Annotated in this window: 15 protein-coding genes; 12 read left to right on the top strand and 3 right to left on the bottom strand. The window is 75.3% G+C overall.

The window, feature by feature from the left end; genetic code table 11:
- Positions 1–20 precede the first annotated feature (20 nt).
- Positions 21–428 (bottom strand): hydroxyphenylacetyl-CoA thioesterase PaaI, encoded by a 408-nt coding sequence (paaI, locus tag ACH01S_RS16025; protein WP_067891794.1) that lies wholly within the window; start codon positions 426–428, stop codon positions 21–23.
- Between the two features lie 179 nt (positions 429–607).
- Here paaI and ACH01S_RS16020 point away from each other — a divergent pair, with 179 nt between their 5' ends.
- The 9 genes from ACH01S_RS16020 to ACH01S_RS15980 all read left to right on the top strand — a co-directional run bounded on the left by ACH01S_RS16020 (position 608) and on the right by ACH01S_RS15980 (position 9,135).
- The gene (locus tag ACH01S_RS16020) at positions 608–1,009 is read left to right on the top strand and encodes a nitroreductase family deazaflavin-dependent oxidoreductase (protein ID WP_067891986.1); all 402 of its coding nucleotides are present in this window, start codon (positions 608–610) and stop codon (positions 1,007–1,009) included.
- 112 nt (positions 1,010–1,121) lie between these two features.
- On the top strand, positions 1,122–2,231 hold the full coding sequence (locus ACH01S_RS16015) for a phosphotransferase enzyme family protein (protein ID WP_169809277.1): 1,110 nt from the start codon (positions 1,122–1,124) through the stop codon (positions 2,229–2,231).
- A gap of 102 nt (positions 2,232–2,333) precedes the next feature.
- Positions 2,334–3,200 carry an NAD(P)-dependent oxidoreductase gene (locus ACH01S_RS16010; RefSeq protein WP_067891790.1) on the top strand — a complete coding sequence of 289 codons (867 nt, stop codon included), beginning with the start codon at positions 2,334–2,336 and terminating at the stop codon, positions 3,198–3,200.
- Positions 3,201–3,249: 49 nt separating this feature from the next.
- The gene (locus tag ACH01S_RS16005; RefSeq protein ID WP_067891783.1) at positions 3,250–3,639 is read left to right on the top strand and encodes a VOC family protein; all 390 of its coding nucleotides are present in this window, start codon (positions 3,250–3,252) and stop codon (positions 3,637–3,639) included.
- Between the two features lie 13 nt (positions 3,640–3,652).
- Positions 3,653–4,252: a class I SAM-dependent methyltransferase gene (locus tag ACH01S_RS16000; protein WP_067891780.1), complete on the top strand. Its 600-nt coding sequence runs from the start codon at positions 3,653–3,655 to the stop codon at positions 4,250–4,252.
- A gap of 126 nt (positions 4,253–4,378) precedes the next feature.
- Complete coding sequence (locus ACH01S_RS15995; RefSeq protein WP_067891777.1) at positions 4,379–5,266, top strand: hypothetical protein; 888 nt, start codon at positions 4,379–4,381, stop codon at positions 5,264–5,266.
- Positions 5,263–6,357, top strand: a complete 1,095-nt coding sequence (locus ACH01S_RS15990; RefSeq protein WP_067891773.1) for a hypothetical protein — start codon at positions 5,263–5,265, stop codon at positions 6,355–6,357. Before ACH01S_RS15995 ends, ACH01S_RS15990 begins: the two co-directional genes overlap by 4 nt.
- A 7-nt stretch (positions 6,358–6,364) precedes the next feature.
- A complete protein-coding gene (locus ACH01S_RS15985; RefSeq protein WP_067891771.1) occupies positions 6,365–7,837 on the top strand; it encodes a hypothetical protein in 1,473 nt (490 codons plus the stop codon).
- Complete coding sequence (locus tag ACH01S_RS15980) at positions 7,828–9,135, top strand: AAA family ATPase (protein WP_067891768.1); 1,308 nt, start codon at positions 7,828–7,830, stop codon at positions 9,133–9,135. Before ACH01S_RS15985 ends, ACH01S_RS15980 begins: the two co-directional genes overlap by 10 nt.
- Here the strand turns inward: ACH01S_RS15980 and ACH01S_RS15975 are convergent.
- Positions 9,132–9,920: an ABC transporter ATP-binding protein gene (locus ACH01S_RS15975; RefSeq protein WP_067891765.1), complete on the bottom strand. Its 789-nt coding sequence runs from the start codon at positions 9,918–9,920 to the stop codon at positions 9,132–9,134. The genes ACH01S_RS15980 and ACH01S_RS15975 overlap by 4 nt on opposite strands.
- A 191-nt stretch (positions 9,921–10,111) precedes the next feature.
- Here ACH01S_RS15975 and ACH01S_RS15970 point away from each other — a divergent pair, with 191 nt between their 5' ends.
- The 3 genes from ACH01S_RS15970 to ACH01S_RS15960 all read left to right on the top strand — a co-directional run bounded on the left by ACH01S_RS15970 (position 10,112) and on the right by ACH01S_RS15960 (position 12,053).
- The gene (locus ACH01S_RS15970) at positions 10,112–10,627 is read left to right on the top strand and encodes a hypothetical protein (protein WP_067891762.1); all 516 of its coding nucleotides are present in this window, start codon (positions 10,112–10,114) and stop codon (positions 10,625–10,627) included.
- Positions 10,628–11,027: 400 nt separating this feature from the next.
- Positions 11,028–11,717 (top strand): hypothetical protein, encoded by a 690-nt coding sequence (locus ACH01S_RS15965; RefSeq protein ID WP_083980743.1) that lies wholly within the window; start codon positions 11,028–11,030, stop codon positions 11,715–11,717.
- Between the two features lie 120 nt (positions 11,718–11,837).
- Entirely contained in the window at positions 11,838–12,053 is a 216-nt protein-coding gene (locus tag ACH01S_RS15960) for a hypothetical protein (RefSeq protein ID WP_148344803.1), read from the top strand.
- Between the two features lie 16 nt (positions 12,054–12,069).
- Here ACH01S_RS15960 and ACH01S_RS15955 read toward each other — a convergent pair whose 3' ends face one another.
- The gene (locus ACH01S_RS15955) at positions 12,070–13,638 is read right to left on the bottom strand and encodes a coiled-coil domain-containing protein (RefSeq protein ID WP_067891753.1); all 1,569 of its coding nucleotides are present in this window, start codon (positions 13,636–13,638) and stop codon (positions 12,070–12,072) included.
- Between the last annotated feature and the right edge of the window lie 17 nt (positions 13,639–13,655).

Below are 13,655 nucleotides of genomic sequence, written 5' to 3'. Positions count from 1 at the left end.
CCCCCGCGCGGACTCCGGCATCAGTCTCGCGGGGGCGGCGGCCCGTCGAGGACGCGCTGGTCGCGGCTGCGCGCGCCGCCGCGGAACTCCGCGATGACCGCTCCGTCCGGGACGCGCCGCACCGTCACGTCGTAGATCCCGCTGCGGCCGTAGCGGGTGCGCTCGACGGCGGTCGCCTCCAGGACGTCCCCGGCGCGGGCGGGCGCGACGAACACGATGTCGGCGGACGCGGCGACCGTCACGCTGTCATGGGTGTTGCACGCGTAGGCGAACGCGGAGTCGGCCAGCAGGAACACGTACCCGCCGTGCGCTATCTCGTGGCCGTTGACCATCGCCTCGCCGACCGTCATCCGCAGGGACGCCCGTCCGGGCGCTATCTCGGTCACCCGCATGGACAGGTCCTGCGCCACCTTGTCCCGCGCGTACATCGTCTCGGCGCATCGCCGCGCCGTTTCTGCCGCGTCCACGCGCCCAGGGTAATGACGGCCGGAATCAGCGGCGCGCGGCTGGGAAGGTCATCGGGCGTCCGGAGGTTATGCGGACGGCCGCCGCGACGCGAGGCCACCGGCACCGAGTCCGGGACGACGTCAACGCCGAGGAGAGACCGATGCTGTACGGGAAAGAACACGTCGAGCGCTACCAGGAGACCGACGGCGCGGAGGGGCACGACTGGCAGGGCACGGTGACGCTGCTGCTCACCACCAAGGGGCGCCGCACCGGCAAGGAGCACACGACCCCGCTCATCTACCAGCCGGACGGCGACGCCTACGTCGTCGTGGCGTCCAAGGGCGGCGCCGAGGACGACCCGCTCTGGTTCAAGAACATCGAGGCCGACCCGCAGGTGAAGGTCCAGGTGAAGGGCGACCGGTTCACCGCCCACGCGCGGGTCGCGGGGCCGGACGAGAAGCCCGCGCTGTGGCGGAAGATGGCCGCGGTCTGGCCCGACTACGACGAATACCAGAAGAAGACCGACCGGCAGATTCCGGTGGTCATCCTCGAACGGGTCTGATCGGGGCGCGGCCCCTTTCGCGATTCCCTTTTGCGGTGCGGGACGGGACGTGTAGCGTCGACGTAGAACATCCTTTCGACCATCGTCCGTCCGACGCAGCCGAGGTGCCGAGGTGCCGACGTCACACAGCGCCGAAGAGCGGGGCGCGGAGCAGAGCGCCGACGCCGGACCGCCGCCGCGGCTGCTCGGGCGCTGGGAGATCGGCGCGGCCGGCGGCGCGGATCCGCTGCGCGGCGGGTCCGGCCGCCGGTCGTGGCGCGTCCGGACGGCGGCCGGGGAGTACTTCCTGCGCGAGCACGACCGGCCCGACCGCCGGCGCGTCCTCTTCGAGCACGCCGTCACGACGGCGCTGGACGAGGAGGGCCTGCCCGTCCTCGCGCCGCTGCCCGCGCGCGGCGGCCGGACGCTGGTCACCGCCGCCGGGCGCGGCTACGTCCTGTACCCGTGGGTCGGCGGGCGCGGGCGCGGCGGCCTTGAGCTGACGTTCGGCCAGTGCGAGGCGCTCGGCGAGCTGCTCGGCCGCCTGCACGAGGCCCTCGACCGGCTGACGCCGCCGGTGCAGCAGAGCCTGCTCGTGCCGACGCCGCGCGCCGCCGCCGCGGCGGCCGCCGTCGAGGAGATGCTGCGGGACGTCCCCGGCGACGGCGACGGCACCGACTTCGACGCGCTGACCGGGCGGCGGCTGCGGGAGCGGCGCGCCCTGCTCGCCGAGTTCGCCGGGCACCAGCCGCCGGAGATCGAGGTCAGCACGGTCGGGCATCTGCACGGCGCGTTCGACGCCGGTCATCTGCGCTACGGCGGGTCCGGCAACGTGACGGCCGTCCTCGGCTGGGACGGCCTGACCACCGGGCCGGTCGCGGGCGAGGTGGTGCGGTCGGCGGCGCGGCTGTTCGCCTGCGACGACGAGCGGGGCCTCGACCTCGACCGGGTGGAGGCGTTCGTCCGCGGGCACCGGTCGGCGTTCCCGCTGGACGCCGGGCAGATCCAGGCGGCGGTGCACCGCGAGTGGTGGGAGCGGCTCTGCGACGTGGCGCCGCTGCGGAGCCGCTATCTCGGGGACGGCGGCGAGCACGGCGACGACGCCGAGCGCGGGTCGGCCGCCCTCGTCGCGTGGTGGTCGGCGCACCTCGACCGCACGCTCGACGCGTTCGCCGCGCCCTACACCGCCGCGCACACCGCCTCCTTCACCGACGCCACGGGCGACAACCCCGCGTACGGCTAGGGCGAATCCCTGGCGCGTCCGAAGGCGAGGACGGCACGTTCCCTGGGTAGGCGTCCAAGGGCGGATCCTTTCTGTACCATACGATCCAAAAGGAGGGCGATCATGACGGAAGTGGCGGTGCTCGGCACCGGGATCATGGGCGCGGCGATGGCCCGCAACCTGCTCAGGCACGGGAACCAGGTGACGGTGTGGAACCGCACCCGGTCCAGGGCCGAGCCCCTGGCGGCCGACGGCGCGGCGGTGGCGGACTCCCCCGGCGAGGCGGTCGTCGACGCCGACGTCGTCATCACGATGCTGAACGACGGCGACACGGCGCTGTCGGTCCTCAGCGACGCGGCGGGGGCGCTGCGCCGGGGGCAGGTCTGGGCGCAGATGGGGACGGTCGCCGTCGCGTCCGTGCCGGTGCTCGCCGGGTTCGCCGCCGAGCACGGGGTGGTGTTCGTCGACGCGCCCGTCCAGGGGACGCGGCAGCCCGCCGAGCAGGGGAAGCTGATCGTCCTCGCGGCCGGGCCGCCGGACGCGCGGGCCGTCCTCGACCCGCTGTTCGACGCGGTCGGCTCCCGCACCCTCTGGCTGGACGGCGACGGCGCGTCCGGCGCGGGCACCCGGCTGAAGCTCGCCGCGGTGAGCTACGCGATCTCGCTGACCGCCGTGGTGGCCGAGTCGGTGGCGCTGGCGAAGGGCCTCGGACTCGACCCGGCGTTGCTCGGGGACGTCCTCACCGGCGGCCCTCTCGACAGCGTCTACCTGCAGATGAAGATGAAGGCCATGCTCGCCGAGGACTTCTCGCCGAGCTTCGCCGTCGACAACGCGGAGAAGAACACGCGGCTGATCCACGACGCGGCCGAGGACGCGGGGATCCGGGTGGACGTCAACGACGCGGCGGGCGAGCGGTTCCGGCGCGTCATCGCGCAGGGGCACGGCGGCGAGGACATGGCCGCCACCTACCGCGCGAGCTTCCCCGCGTGACCGGCGCGCGGGGCGCGGCCGCCCGGCGGTCCGTGCGAGGGTGGCGGGCATGGACGTTCTGAGCAGCCGCATCCTGCTGCGTCCCGCCGACGCGGCGCGCACGCAGCGCTTCTACCGCGACGTGCTGGGCCTCGCGGTGTACCGCGAGTTCGGCCCGGCCGACTCCCCCGGCGTCGTGTTCTTCCTCGGGCCCGGCTTCCTTGAGGTGTCGGGGCACGGCGCGGGCGGGACGGGATCGTCCCCGATGATCTGGCTGCAGGTCAGGGACGTCCGCGCGGAGCACGCGCGGCTCGCCGCGGCGGGGGCGCGCGTCACGCGGGAGCCGAGGCCGGAGCCGTGGGGCCTCGTCGAGATGTGGATCGAGGACCCGGACGGCGTGCGCGTCGTTATCGTGGAGGTTCCGGACGACCATCCCATGCGCCGCGACCCACGCTCCTGAGCCGGTGGAGACGATGACCGACTACTGGAACCACAACACGCACTACCACGGGATCATCCTGCGCGGCATGCCGCGCGGATGCGGCGAGGCGCTGGACGTCGGCTGCGGGGACGGCCTGCTCGTCCGCCGGATGGCGCCGCGCGCCGCGCACGTCACCGGCATCGACCGGTCGCCGGACATGATCCTCAAGGCGAAGACGCTGAGCGCCGGGATCGGCAACGTCGACTTCGTCGAGTCCGGGCTGCTGGAGTACGACCTGCCCGAAGACCACTACGACTTCGTGTGCAGCGTCGCCGCGATCCACCACATGGACTTCGCGAAGGGCCTGTCGGCGATGCGGGACGCGGTCGCGCCCGGCGGCACGCTCGTGGTCATGAGCGTGGCGAACAACAAGGGCGCCCGCGACTGGGCGTACGCGGTGGCGGGCGTCCCGGCGCACCATTTCCACCGGTTGCGGAACCGTCGGCGGGCGGGCGGTCCGGACGCCCCGGTCGCCGATCCGGACATGACGTGGGACGAGGTCCGCGACGAGGCGCTGCGGCTCCTGCCCGGCGCCGTCTTCCAGAGGCACCTGCTCTGGCGCTATTCCATCGTGTGGCGCAAACCGCGCTGACTCTGGTTGCACGTCCCGAAACGGCGCGCCTTTCCGGCCGCCGGGACGCCTGGACGCCGGGACGCCGGGACGCCGCAAAACTGGAGAACCCTGGAATTGTCTGGAAGCTCCGGTACTGTCTGCCGCATGTTCCGCTCCCCCGGCGTCCCGACCCCCGACGAGCTGGAGGCGCGCATCACCGAGCTGCGCGCCGCGGTGCGCCGGGCGATGGCGGCGGGCGACCGGGACGGGGCGCGCGGGCTGCGCGCCGCGCTCCGCGACGCCGAGCGCGCGTGGGACGACGCCGTCCTCGGCGACGCCCCCGCGCCCGACCCGCCCGCCCCGGCCGCCGCGCCCGCGAACGGGGACCGGCGCGGGCTGCAGCCCGTCCGCGAGCAGGTGCACCAGGCGCTGACGCTGCTCGGCGCCCCGGCCGCGCCGAAGCTCATCGGGACGGTGTACGCCGCGTTCTTCCCCGGCGAGATCCCCGGGCACCGGCTGGCGAGCCTGCGCCGCGACGAGGAGCGCTCGTTCCGCACCGCGCCCTACGCCCGCCCGTACTACCTGTGCGCCGCGCTCACCGCCGACATGCTCGCCCCCGCGCGCGGGCTGCTCACCGTGAGCACGTGGCCGCTGGAGCGGCGGATCGTCGGGCCGCTGAGCCCGCGCGCCGACTTCCTGACGGCCGCGATCCGGCTCGCCGAGCACGCCGGGCGCGGGACGCCGTCGCCCGACGCGCGGCGGCTGCTGTGGCGGTTCGCGTCCACGATCCCCGGCGCCGCGACCGGTACGGTCGGTACGGTCGACCCGGCGGCGCTCGCCGCGGCGGCCCGCGCCGAACTGGACGTGCACCGCGACCGCGACCTGCGGCGCCGCGCGTCCGCCGCGCGCCGCGCCCGCGACCGGCTGGACGACGCGGAGCGGCTGTTCGGCAGCCGGCTGCGCGCCGTCCGCGAGCCGGGCCGCCGCGCGGCCTCCGACGCGGCACACGACGCAGCACACGACACGGCCCACGATGGAGAGACCGACGGATGACCGAGACCGCGCCGGACCTGGCCCGGCTGCGCGGCGGCGCGCCCCCGCGCAACCACGACGCCCGCACGATCGCCGCGCTGACGTCCAACCCCGGCTGCGCGCGGCGCGGCGTGCTGGACGCGGCGGCCGTCGACAAGGACGCGGTGGCGCGGGCGCTCGGCTTCCCGGCGCCGTTCGGCCAGTCGCAGTTCGCGATCACCCGCGGGAACGCGTTCGAGGCGCAGGTCAAGGCCGACGGCTGCGCCGAGCTGCTGGCGCTGCTGCGCGACCGGCTCGGCCTCACCGTCCCCGAGGTCGCCTACGACGACCTGGAGTCGGTCGCGGGCAACGACGCCCGTGAGCTGCGGCGCGCGCGCACCCGGCGGCTCGTCGCCCAGGCGCTGGAGTCCGGCGAGGGGACGCTGTTCGACCATCCGCTGCTCCGGCTGGAGATCGCCGGGCACCCCGCCTACCTGGAGCCGGACGTCCTCGCGTTCCAGCTCGCCGGGCGGCTGCACGTCATCGAGATCAAGTCGTTCGCGGTCGTGGACGGGCAGGCCGAGCCGGAGCAGGTCGCCGCGGCGGCCCGGCAGTCGGCGGTGTACGTGCTGGCGCTGCGCCGCCTGGTCGCCGAACTCGGGCACGACCCTGCGCGCGTCTCGCACGAGGTGTTCCTCGTCTGCCCGGAGAACTTCTCCAACCGTCCGACCGCGACGCCGCTGGACGTGCGGCCGCAGCTCGCCGTCCTGGAACGGCAGCTCGCGCGGCTCGTCCGCGTCGACGACATCCTCGCGGAGCTGCCCGCCGACCTGTCGTTCGAGCTGGGCGGGGAGCTCGCGGCCTCGGTCCGCGCGGTCGAGGCCCGGTACGCGCCCGACTGCATGTCCGGCTGCGAGATGGCGCTGTTCTGCCGGGACGAGGCGCGCGCCTGCGGCCGGACGGGCGCGCTCGGCCGGTCCGTCCGCGACGACCTCGGCGGCGTCGACACGATCGGCACCGCGCTCGCGCTGGCCGACGGGTCGCTGCCGCCGTCCGACGACCTGGCCGAGACGGCCGAGCAGCTCCGCACGGCGGCGCGGCTGCGCGCCGAAGCGCTGGGCGGGGTCGCGTGATCGGCCGATGAGCGCGCTGTCCTCGCTCGCCCGGGTGCAGGCGGCGGCGGCCGGGGTCGCGCAGCCGCTCGCCACCGTGCGGCACTGCCATCTCGCGGACGCGCCGCTGGTGCTCGTCCCGCTGAAGCTCGCCGGGGAGGCCGCGGCGCCGCTCGCGGTCATGGTCGGCAGCGATCCCGCCGACCCGGCCCTGCTCGTGGTGCCGCAGCCGCGTAACCGCGACCTGCGGTTCGCGTTCGCCGCGTCGCTGGCGAAGATCGTCCTGAAGCACGTAGAGACGAGCCGGGGCGCGGTCGAGGAGCTGCCGCCCGGCAAGGACGGCGAGGAGCGGATCCGGTACGGGGACGCGCCGCAACTGCTCGTCCCGAACCGGGGCGGCGTCGCGTTCCTGCGCCTGATGGGACGTTCCACGCGCTTCCGCAGCACCGAAGGCCCGTACGCGGTCGATCCGGCAGTCCCGGTGCTCGGACGCTGGCTGACCTGGTTCGCCGACCGGTTCGACCATCCCGGCTCGTCGCTGCTCGGCGCGATGACGGAGCTGCTGCGGCTGCACTGGGCGACCGGCCAGAGCTCCCTTGAGGACGGCAACCTCGCCGCGCTGGTCGGCTGGATCGACCCGCCGGACGGCCTGGACGGCCCGTCCGCCGCCGCCCGCGCCGAGGACCCGGTGCTCTGCCCGCCCGCGGGCCCGACGACCGACCCGACGTTCGACAACGAGGTCCTCGCCCCGGCGATCGCCGCCTACGACCGGTCCGGCGGCGACCCGCGCGCCGAGGAGCGGCTGCGCGCGGTCCTCGCCGACCAGCTCACCCCGACGTGGGAGCTGATGTGGCGGGCGGCCGACCTGCTGCGCAAGCTGCCGGAGGGGGCGAGCGTGCCGAAGCGCTGGGAGCGCGACCGGGACGCGTTCACCCACTACCACCAGACGTTCGGCGAGGCGTATCCGCAGGCGCGCCGGGACGCGCCCGTCCGCGCGGCGCGGCGGCTGCACGACCTGGAACGCGCCCAGGACGCCTACGACGCGCAGCGCGCGTTCGACGACCCGCTGGTCATGGCCGAGCACCGGCTCGCCGGGCAGGCGTTCGGCGGGACGGTCACCGACGCCGACCCGACCCGCCTGGACGAGACCGGCAAGCGCCCCAAGCTGCGTCCCCTCCTCCGGGTCGCCACGCAAGACCCGGTGCGCCTCGACGAGGGCACGACCGTATGCAACGCCGCCCGCCCGGGCCTGAAGGGGAGGATCGTGGAGATCGGCGACGGCGACGTCCTGCTGGAGCTGACCGGCGGGATGGGCCGCAAGCTCACCCCGGAGCCGGGCGCGGTCCCCGAGGTGGGCGACCGGGTGTGCTTCACCTCGCTCACCGACGGCTCGTTCGGCGCCGCGAGGTTCCCCGACCGGGAGGACACGCCGTGGACGCACGGCGGTCCGCCCGAGGAGTACGCGCCGACCGCCGAGGACGCCGAGGAGGCATGGTCGTGACCGCGTCCGACGAGGCGGCGAAGGTCGTCGGCGCCGTCATCGCCGACCTCGGCGGCGGGCACCGCGGCGTCGTGGTCGACTCCCCGCCGGGCGCGGGCAAGTCGACGCTCGTCGTGCGGGCCGCCGCGCACCTGGCCGAGTCCGGCGCGCGGCTGATGATCGTGGCGCAGACGAACGAGCAGGTCGACGACCTGATCGACCGGATCGCGGGCAAGCACCCCGGGATCACCCTCGGGCGGCTGTCGGCGTCGGGGTACGCGCCGTCCGAGCGCGTCCTCGCGCACCCGGCGGTGCGGGTCGCGCAGAAGGCCGACGACCTCGCCGAGCACACCGTCGTGATCGCGACCGCCGCGAAATGGGCCACCCTCTCGGACGGCACGTGGCCGTGGGCGATCGTCGACGAGGCGTACCAGATGCGCTCCGACATGCTGCTGCGGATCGCCGGACGGTTCGAGCGGGCGCTGTTCGTCGGCGACCCCGGCCAGCTCGACCCGTTCTCCACCGTCGAGGTGGAGCGCTGGGCCGGGCTCACCTGGGACCCGATGCGCAGCGCCGTGTCGGTGCTCCTCGCGCACAACCCGGAGCTGCCCGTCCACCGGCTGCCGGTGTCGTGGCGGCTGCCCGCGTCGGCCGCGCCCGTCGTGTCCGAGGCGTTCTACCCGTTCACCGGCTTCCGCGCCGGGACGGGCCCCGGCGACCGCCGCCTGGAGTTCGGGACGCGCGGCATGGACACCTCCTACGACCGCGCGGTCGAGGAGGCCGCGGCCACCGGCTGGGCCCTCTACGAGCTGCCCGCCCGGCACACGCTGCGCACCGACGCCGAGGCCGTCCGGGCGACGGCGGCGCTCGCCGTCCGGCTGCTGCAGCGCGGGCCGGTCGCGCATTCGGAGCTGGGCTCGCGTCCCGTCGACGCGACCCGCGTCGCGATCGGCGCGGCGCACCGCGACCAGGTCGCCGCGATCCGCGCCGCCCTCGGCCCGCACGGCGGCGGCATCACGGTCGACACCGCGAACCGGCTGCAGGGCCGCGAGTACGACGTGACGGTCGTCCTGCACCCGCTGTCGGGACGCCGCGACGCCACCGCCTTCCACCTGGAGTCCGGGCGGCTGTGCGTGCTCGCGTCCCGGCACCGGCACGCCTGCGTGGTCGTCGCGCGGGCGGGGATCCCCGAACTGCTGGACGCGCACCCGTCCGCCGAGCCGGTGCACCTCGGTGTGCCGGTGAAGTTCCCGGACGGCTGGGAGGCCAACCAGTCGGTGCTGGCCCACCTCTCCGCCCACCGCGTGGCGGCGGGTTAGGCGGGCCCCGCGGTCGCCGCCCAGCGGCCGTTGTTCCGGGTGATCGTGATCGGATGGTCGAAGCAGGCGCTGACCAGCTCCGTCGTCAGCACATCCGCCGCCGGGCCGGACGCGAGCACCTGCCCCTCCCGCAGCAGCAGCGCGTGGCTCGTGCTGATCGGCAGCTCCTCCAGATGGTGCGTGACCAGCACGGTCGTCAGGTCGGGACGCTCCGCGCGGAGCTGGTCGATGCTGGCGAGCAGGCGCTCGCGGGCGGCGACGTCCAGGCCGGTGGCGGGCTCGTCGAGCAGGAGCAGCGGCGGGTCGGGCATCAGGGCCCGCGCGATCAGCGTCCGGCCCCGCTCGCCCTGCGACAGGTTCGGCCAGCGCGCGTCCGCCCGGTGCGCCAGGCCGAGCAGGCCGATCAGCTCGTCCGCGCGGCGGAGGTCGGCGTCGGACGGCGTCCAGCGCGGGACGAGCTCGATCGTCCCCGTCACCCCGGTCAGCACGACCTCCCGGACGGTCCGCGCCGACTCCAGCGGATGCCGCGGGTTGACCTGCCCGATCAGCTTGCGCAGCTCCTGGACGTCCACCCGGCCGAGCCGCCGCCCGAGGATCTCCGCCGTGCCGCGCGTCGGATGCGTGTACGCGCCGAGGATGCCGAGGAGCGTGCTCTTGCCCGCCCCGTTCGGGCCGATGAGCGCCCAGTGCTCGCCGCGGAGCACGGTCAGCGTGACCCGGTCGAGCAGCGACCGCCGCTCCCGGACGAGATCGATCTTGTCGGCGTTGAGGACGACGTCGGACACGGAAACCTCCCGTTCGGCTGCAGAAGGCGCGGGGATGGGACGCACGAGGGGCGCGGACGGCCGGGATCGCCGGGGACGGCCCGCGAAAGAGAATGGATCTTCAATTTAGCCGAGATCGCGCCGCCGGTACGCGTCGGGGCCCCGGCCGGATACTGTGAGTTCCGGTGCCTCAGCGATCAGGGGAGGGGGACATGGAGGACATCGGCTTCATGTGCGCCCGCTGCGGGGGCGAAGTACACGACGTCACGCACAACCGCGAGGGCTCCCTCGACGGCGTCGGGTACCGCCACAACCGGCGGGTGGAACCCTGGGACCACGAACTCGAACTCGCCGTCGGCGAACCCGCCCAGCAGGACCAGTGCTGCGACTTCTGCGGCGCCGAGGGCCCGAGCTGGCTCTACTACCCGACGCTCGACCCCGACGACACCGACATGTTCGAGGTCGAGCTCGACACGACACACCTGTCGGACGACGACACGGCGGTCGCCGTCCTCAACATGCTCTACCCGTGGTACGCGTGCGACACGTGCTCCGTCCTCGTCGCCGACCGCAACGTCGACGTCCTCATCGACCGCGCCCTGGACGTGACCCCCGTCCCCGCCGAGGGCCCCGTGGACGAGACCACCGCCCGCGCCCGCCTCCAAGGCTCCTTCTCCGTCTTCTTCACCACCCGCCCCGGCCGCCCCCAACCCTCCAGGGCCGTGTAGACCCAGGGGGGCGACCCCCTGGAACCCCCGTCACGACGCAGGCGATCCTCACGCCGCCCATCGGTCTGTCGTGCCCGCACGGACGCGAGCGGCGTCGCTGCGGTCGCTGTGTAGACCCAGGGGGCGCCCCCTGGAACCCCGTCACGACGCAGGCGATCCTCACGCCGCCCATCGGTCTGTCGTGCCCGCGGGGGCGAGCCTGGCGTCGCTGCGGTCGCCTGCGTCGGCGGGTCGTGCGGCCTCCGGCGCGGGGCGCCTCTGGCCGCACGACCCGTGCCGCCGCTGTGGAGCGTTTCAAGGGTGGGTCAGTACTTGGGCAGGTGGGGGCGGTGGGTGTCGGTGGCGCGCATTATGATCGGTGCCGCTTTTGTGTGGTGCGGGTGAGTGCGGGGGGACGCGAGTGATCATCGACAAGCGGTTCCACGGGCCGGACGATTCGGGGAACGGCGGCTACGTGGCCGGGCGGCTCGCCGGGCGGGTGCCGGTCGACACGGTGACGGTGACGCTGCGGCGGCCGCCGCCGCTGGACACCGAGCTGACCGTCACGGCGGCGGACGAGCGCGGGAACGCCGTCCGGCTCTGGGACGGCGACGTGCTGGTCGCCGAGGCGCTCGCGGGCGCGATCGTGGTGCCGCCCGTCCCGCCGGTCCCGTTCGAGGACGCGCTGGCCGCGGCGGAGAAGTACCGGGCGGCGGGCGAGCACCCGTTCCCGCGCTGCTTCGTCTGCGGTCCGGAGCGGGAGGCGGGCGACGGGCTGCGGCTCGAACCGGGCCCGGTCGCCGAGGGCACGGTCGCCGCGCCGTGGACGCCCGAGCAGGTGCCGGGACGCGAGCTCGTGTGGGCGGCGCTCGACTGCCCCGGCGGCTGGTCGTTTGACGTGCGGGGCCGTCCGGCCGTGCTCGGCACGATGACCGCGCAGGTCATGGACGTGCCGGACGCCGGTGAGCGGTGCGTCGTGATGGGTTACGCGCGCAGCCGCGAGGGCCGCAAGATGCACGCGGCGACCGCCCTCTACGGCGCGGACGGACGGCTCCTCGGCCGCGCCGAGCAGATCTGGATCGAGATCGACCCCGAGCGGTTCGGGAGCTGAGCCGGGCCCGGTCGATGTCGGCCGGGCCCGCGTGGTTTTCGGAGAATGTGTCGCCGGACGTGGTGCGGACGTCCGGTTCCGCTGTTGAATCGAGCTTCCGCGGCAACGGAGGCGGGTCTGATGAGCGGAGAAGGGTTACTGGTCCTGGGGCTCGTGGTCCTGGCGATCTCTACGGGCGTGCACTGGGGGCGCGCCCGCCGCGCGGTGACCGACACGCGGTCGCGCCGCCAGCGGCTGAGCGAGCTGCGGCAGGCGGTCGCGCGCGAGCGCGGCCAGAGCGCGATGGTCACGGTCGTGACGGTGGTGGCGATGTTCGTCCTGGTGACCTACCGCTAGCGGGGGCGTGCACCGGTCAGGGGCCGGTGAACAGCGGGTCCTCCCGGTCCGCGCCGTTCAGCGGGCGGCCGCGGCGCGGCGGGACGCCGGGCTGCGGGTGGCCGCCGGAGCCGAGCGGGCCGTCGGCGGGCGCGCCGAGCGGGGCCCCTTGCGCGCCCGCCGGAACGGGTGCGCCGGGCTGGGCGTTCGGTGCGCCGGGCTGCGCTCCGGCCGGGACCGGGCCGCCCGGACCGGCCGGGGCCGGGCCGCCGATCGGCGGCGGGCCGGGCGGGACGGACGGCTGCTGGTGCGCGGACGGCGGGGCCGCCGGGCCGCCGCCGGGCATCCGGCCGCCGGGCGGGAAGTTCGACGACAGCGTGTGGTGCGTGAACTGGTCGATCTGGCGGCGGGCGCGGTCGGCCTCGGCGCGGGCGGCGTCGCGCTCCTCGGCGAGAGCGGTGAGCGCCGCCTGCTGCTCGGCGACCGACTGCGACAGCTGCCGGAGCTGCACGCCCTGGTCGTTGACCTTCGCGGTGAGCTCGTCGCGCTCGGCGATCGCGGCCTTGGCCTGGGCGTGCGCGGCGTCGCGCTCCTTGACGGCCTCCTCCACCCGGGCGTTGGCGCGGACGACCTCGGCCTCCGCCTCCGACTGGGCGCGCAGCGCGGCGGTCCGCTCCGCCTCGGCCTTGCTGGTGGCCTGCATCGCGCGCTGCCGCTGCGCCTCGGTGTCGCGCATGGCGTTGCGCAGGTCCTCGGCGCCCTGCTTGGCGACCGCGGCCTCGACCCGCTGCGCCTCGGCGGCGCCCTCCGCCTCGGCGAGCTTGGAGCGCGCGGCGACGAGCTCGGCGCGGGTGCTCTCCAGCGCGGCGAGCAGCTCGGTCTCGCGGGCGGCGATGCGGTCGCGCTCGCTCTCGGCGGCGAGCTTCGCCGTCATCGACTGCTGCGCGACCTGGTGCGCCTCCTCCCACGCCTGCTGGGCGGCGTCGCGCTTGGCGGTCGCGAGCTTCGCCTCCTCGCGGGCGCGCGACGACTCCCGCTCGGCGGTCTCGGCGCGCTGCCGGGCGGACGACGCCTCCTGCCACGCCTCCTCCGCCTTGCGCTGCGAGGCGTCCCGCTCGCTCTGCGCGATGGCCAGCTCGCGGGCGGCCTCGGCCCGCACCTCGGCGACGCGCCGCTCCACCCCGGCGACGCTCAGCTCGGAGGTGAGCGAGTCGGCGAGCAGGTCGGCGGCCTTCTCCAGCCGCTCCACCATCTCCCACGTCGAGGCGACCTGGCCGGTGAGGCCCGGCGCGTCCCGGCCGCGCTCGCGGCGCTCGCGCGCCTCGCGGGCGCACGCGCCGTCGTTGTCCTGGCAGTACCGGACGGTCCGGACGGCGCCCACCGGCTGCGGGACGGGACGTCCGCAGTTGGCGCACGGCCACACCGTCACCGGCTCCCCGAGCCGGGCGACCGCCGTCTCACCCGACTCCGCGGGCCCGGCGGGAGCGGGGCCCGCAGGCCCGTCCGCCGTGTCCTCGGCACCGTCCCCCGCGCCTTCGGCGACCGCGCTCTGGGGAGCCACGGCCGCCTCCCGGCCGCTATTGTCGCGCTCTTCGCTGTTAGGCATGGAATGAACCATACGCA

This window comes from Actinomadura chibensis NBRC 106107, assembly GCF_001552135.1.
GTDB lineage: Bacteria > Actinomycetota > Actinomycetes > Streptosporangiales > Streptosporangiaceae > Spirillospora > Spirillospora chibensis.
Note: the sequence above shows the minus strand (reverse complement) of the source record. Positions and strands in the feature narration are given on the sequence as shown.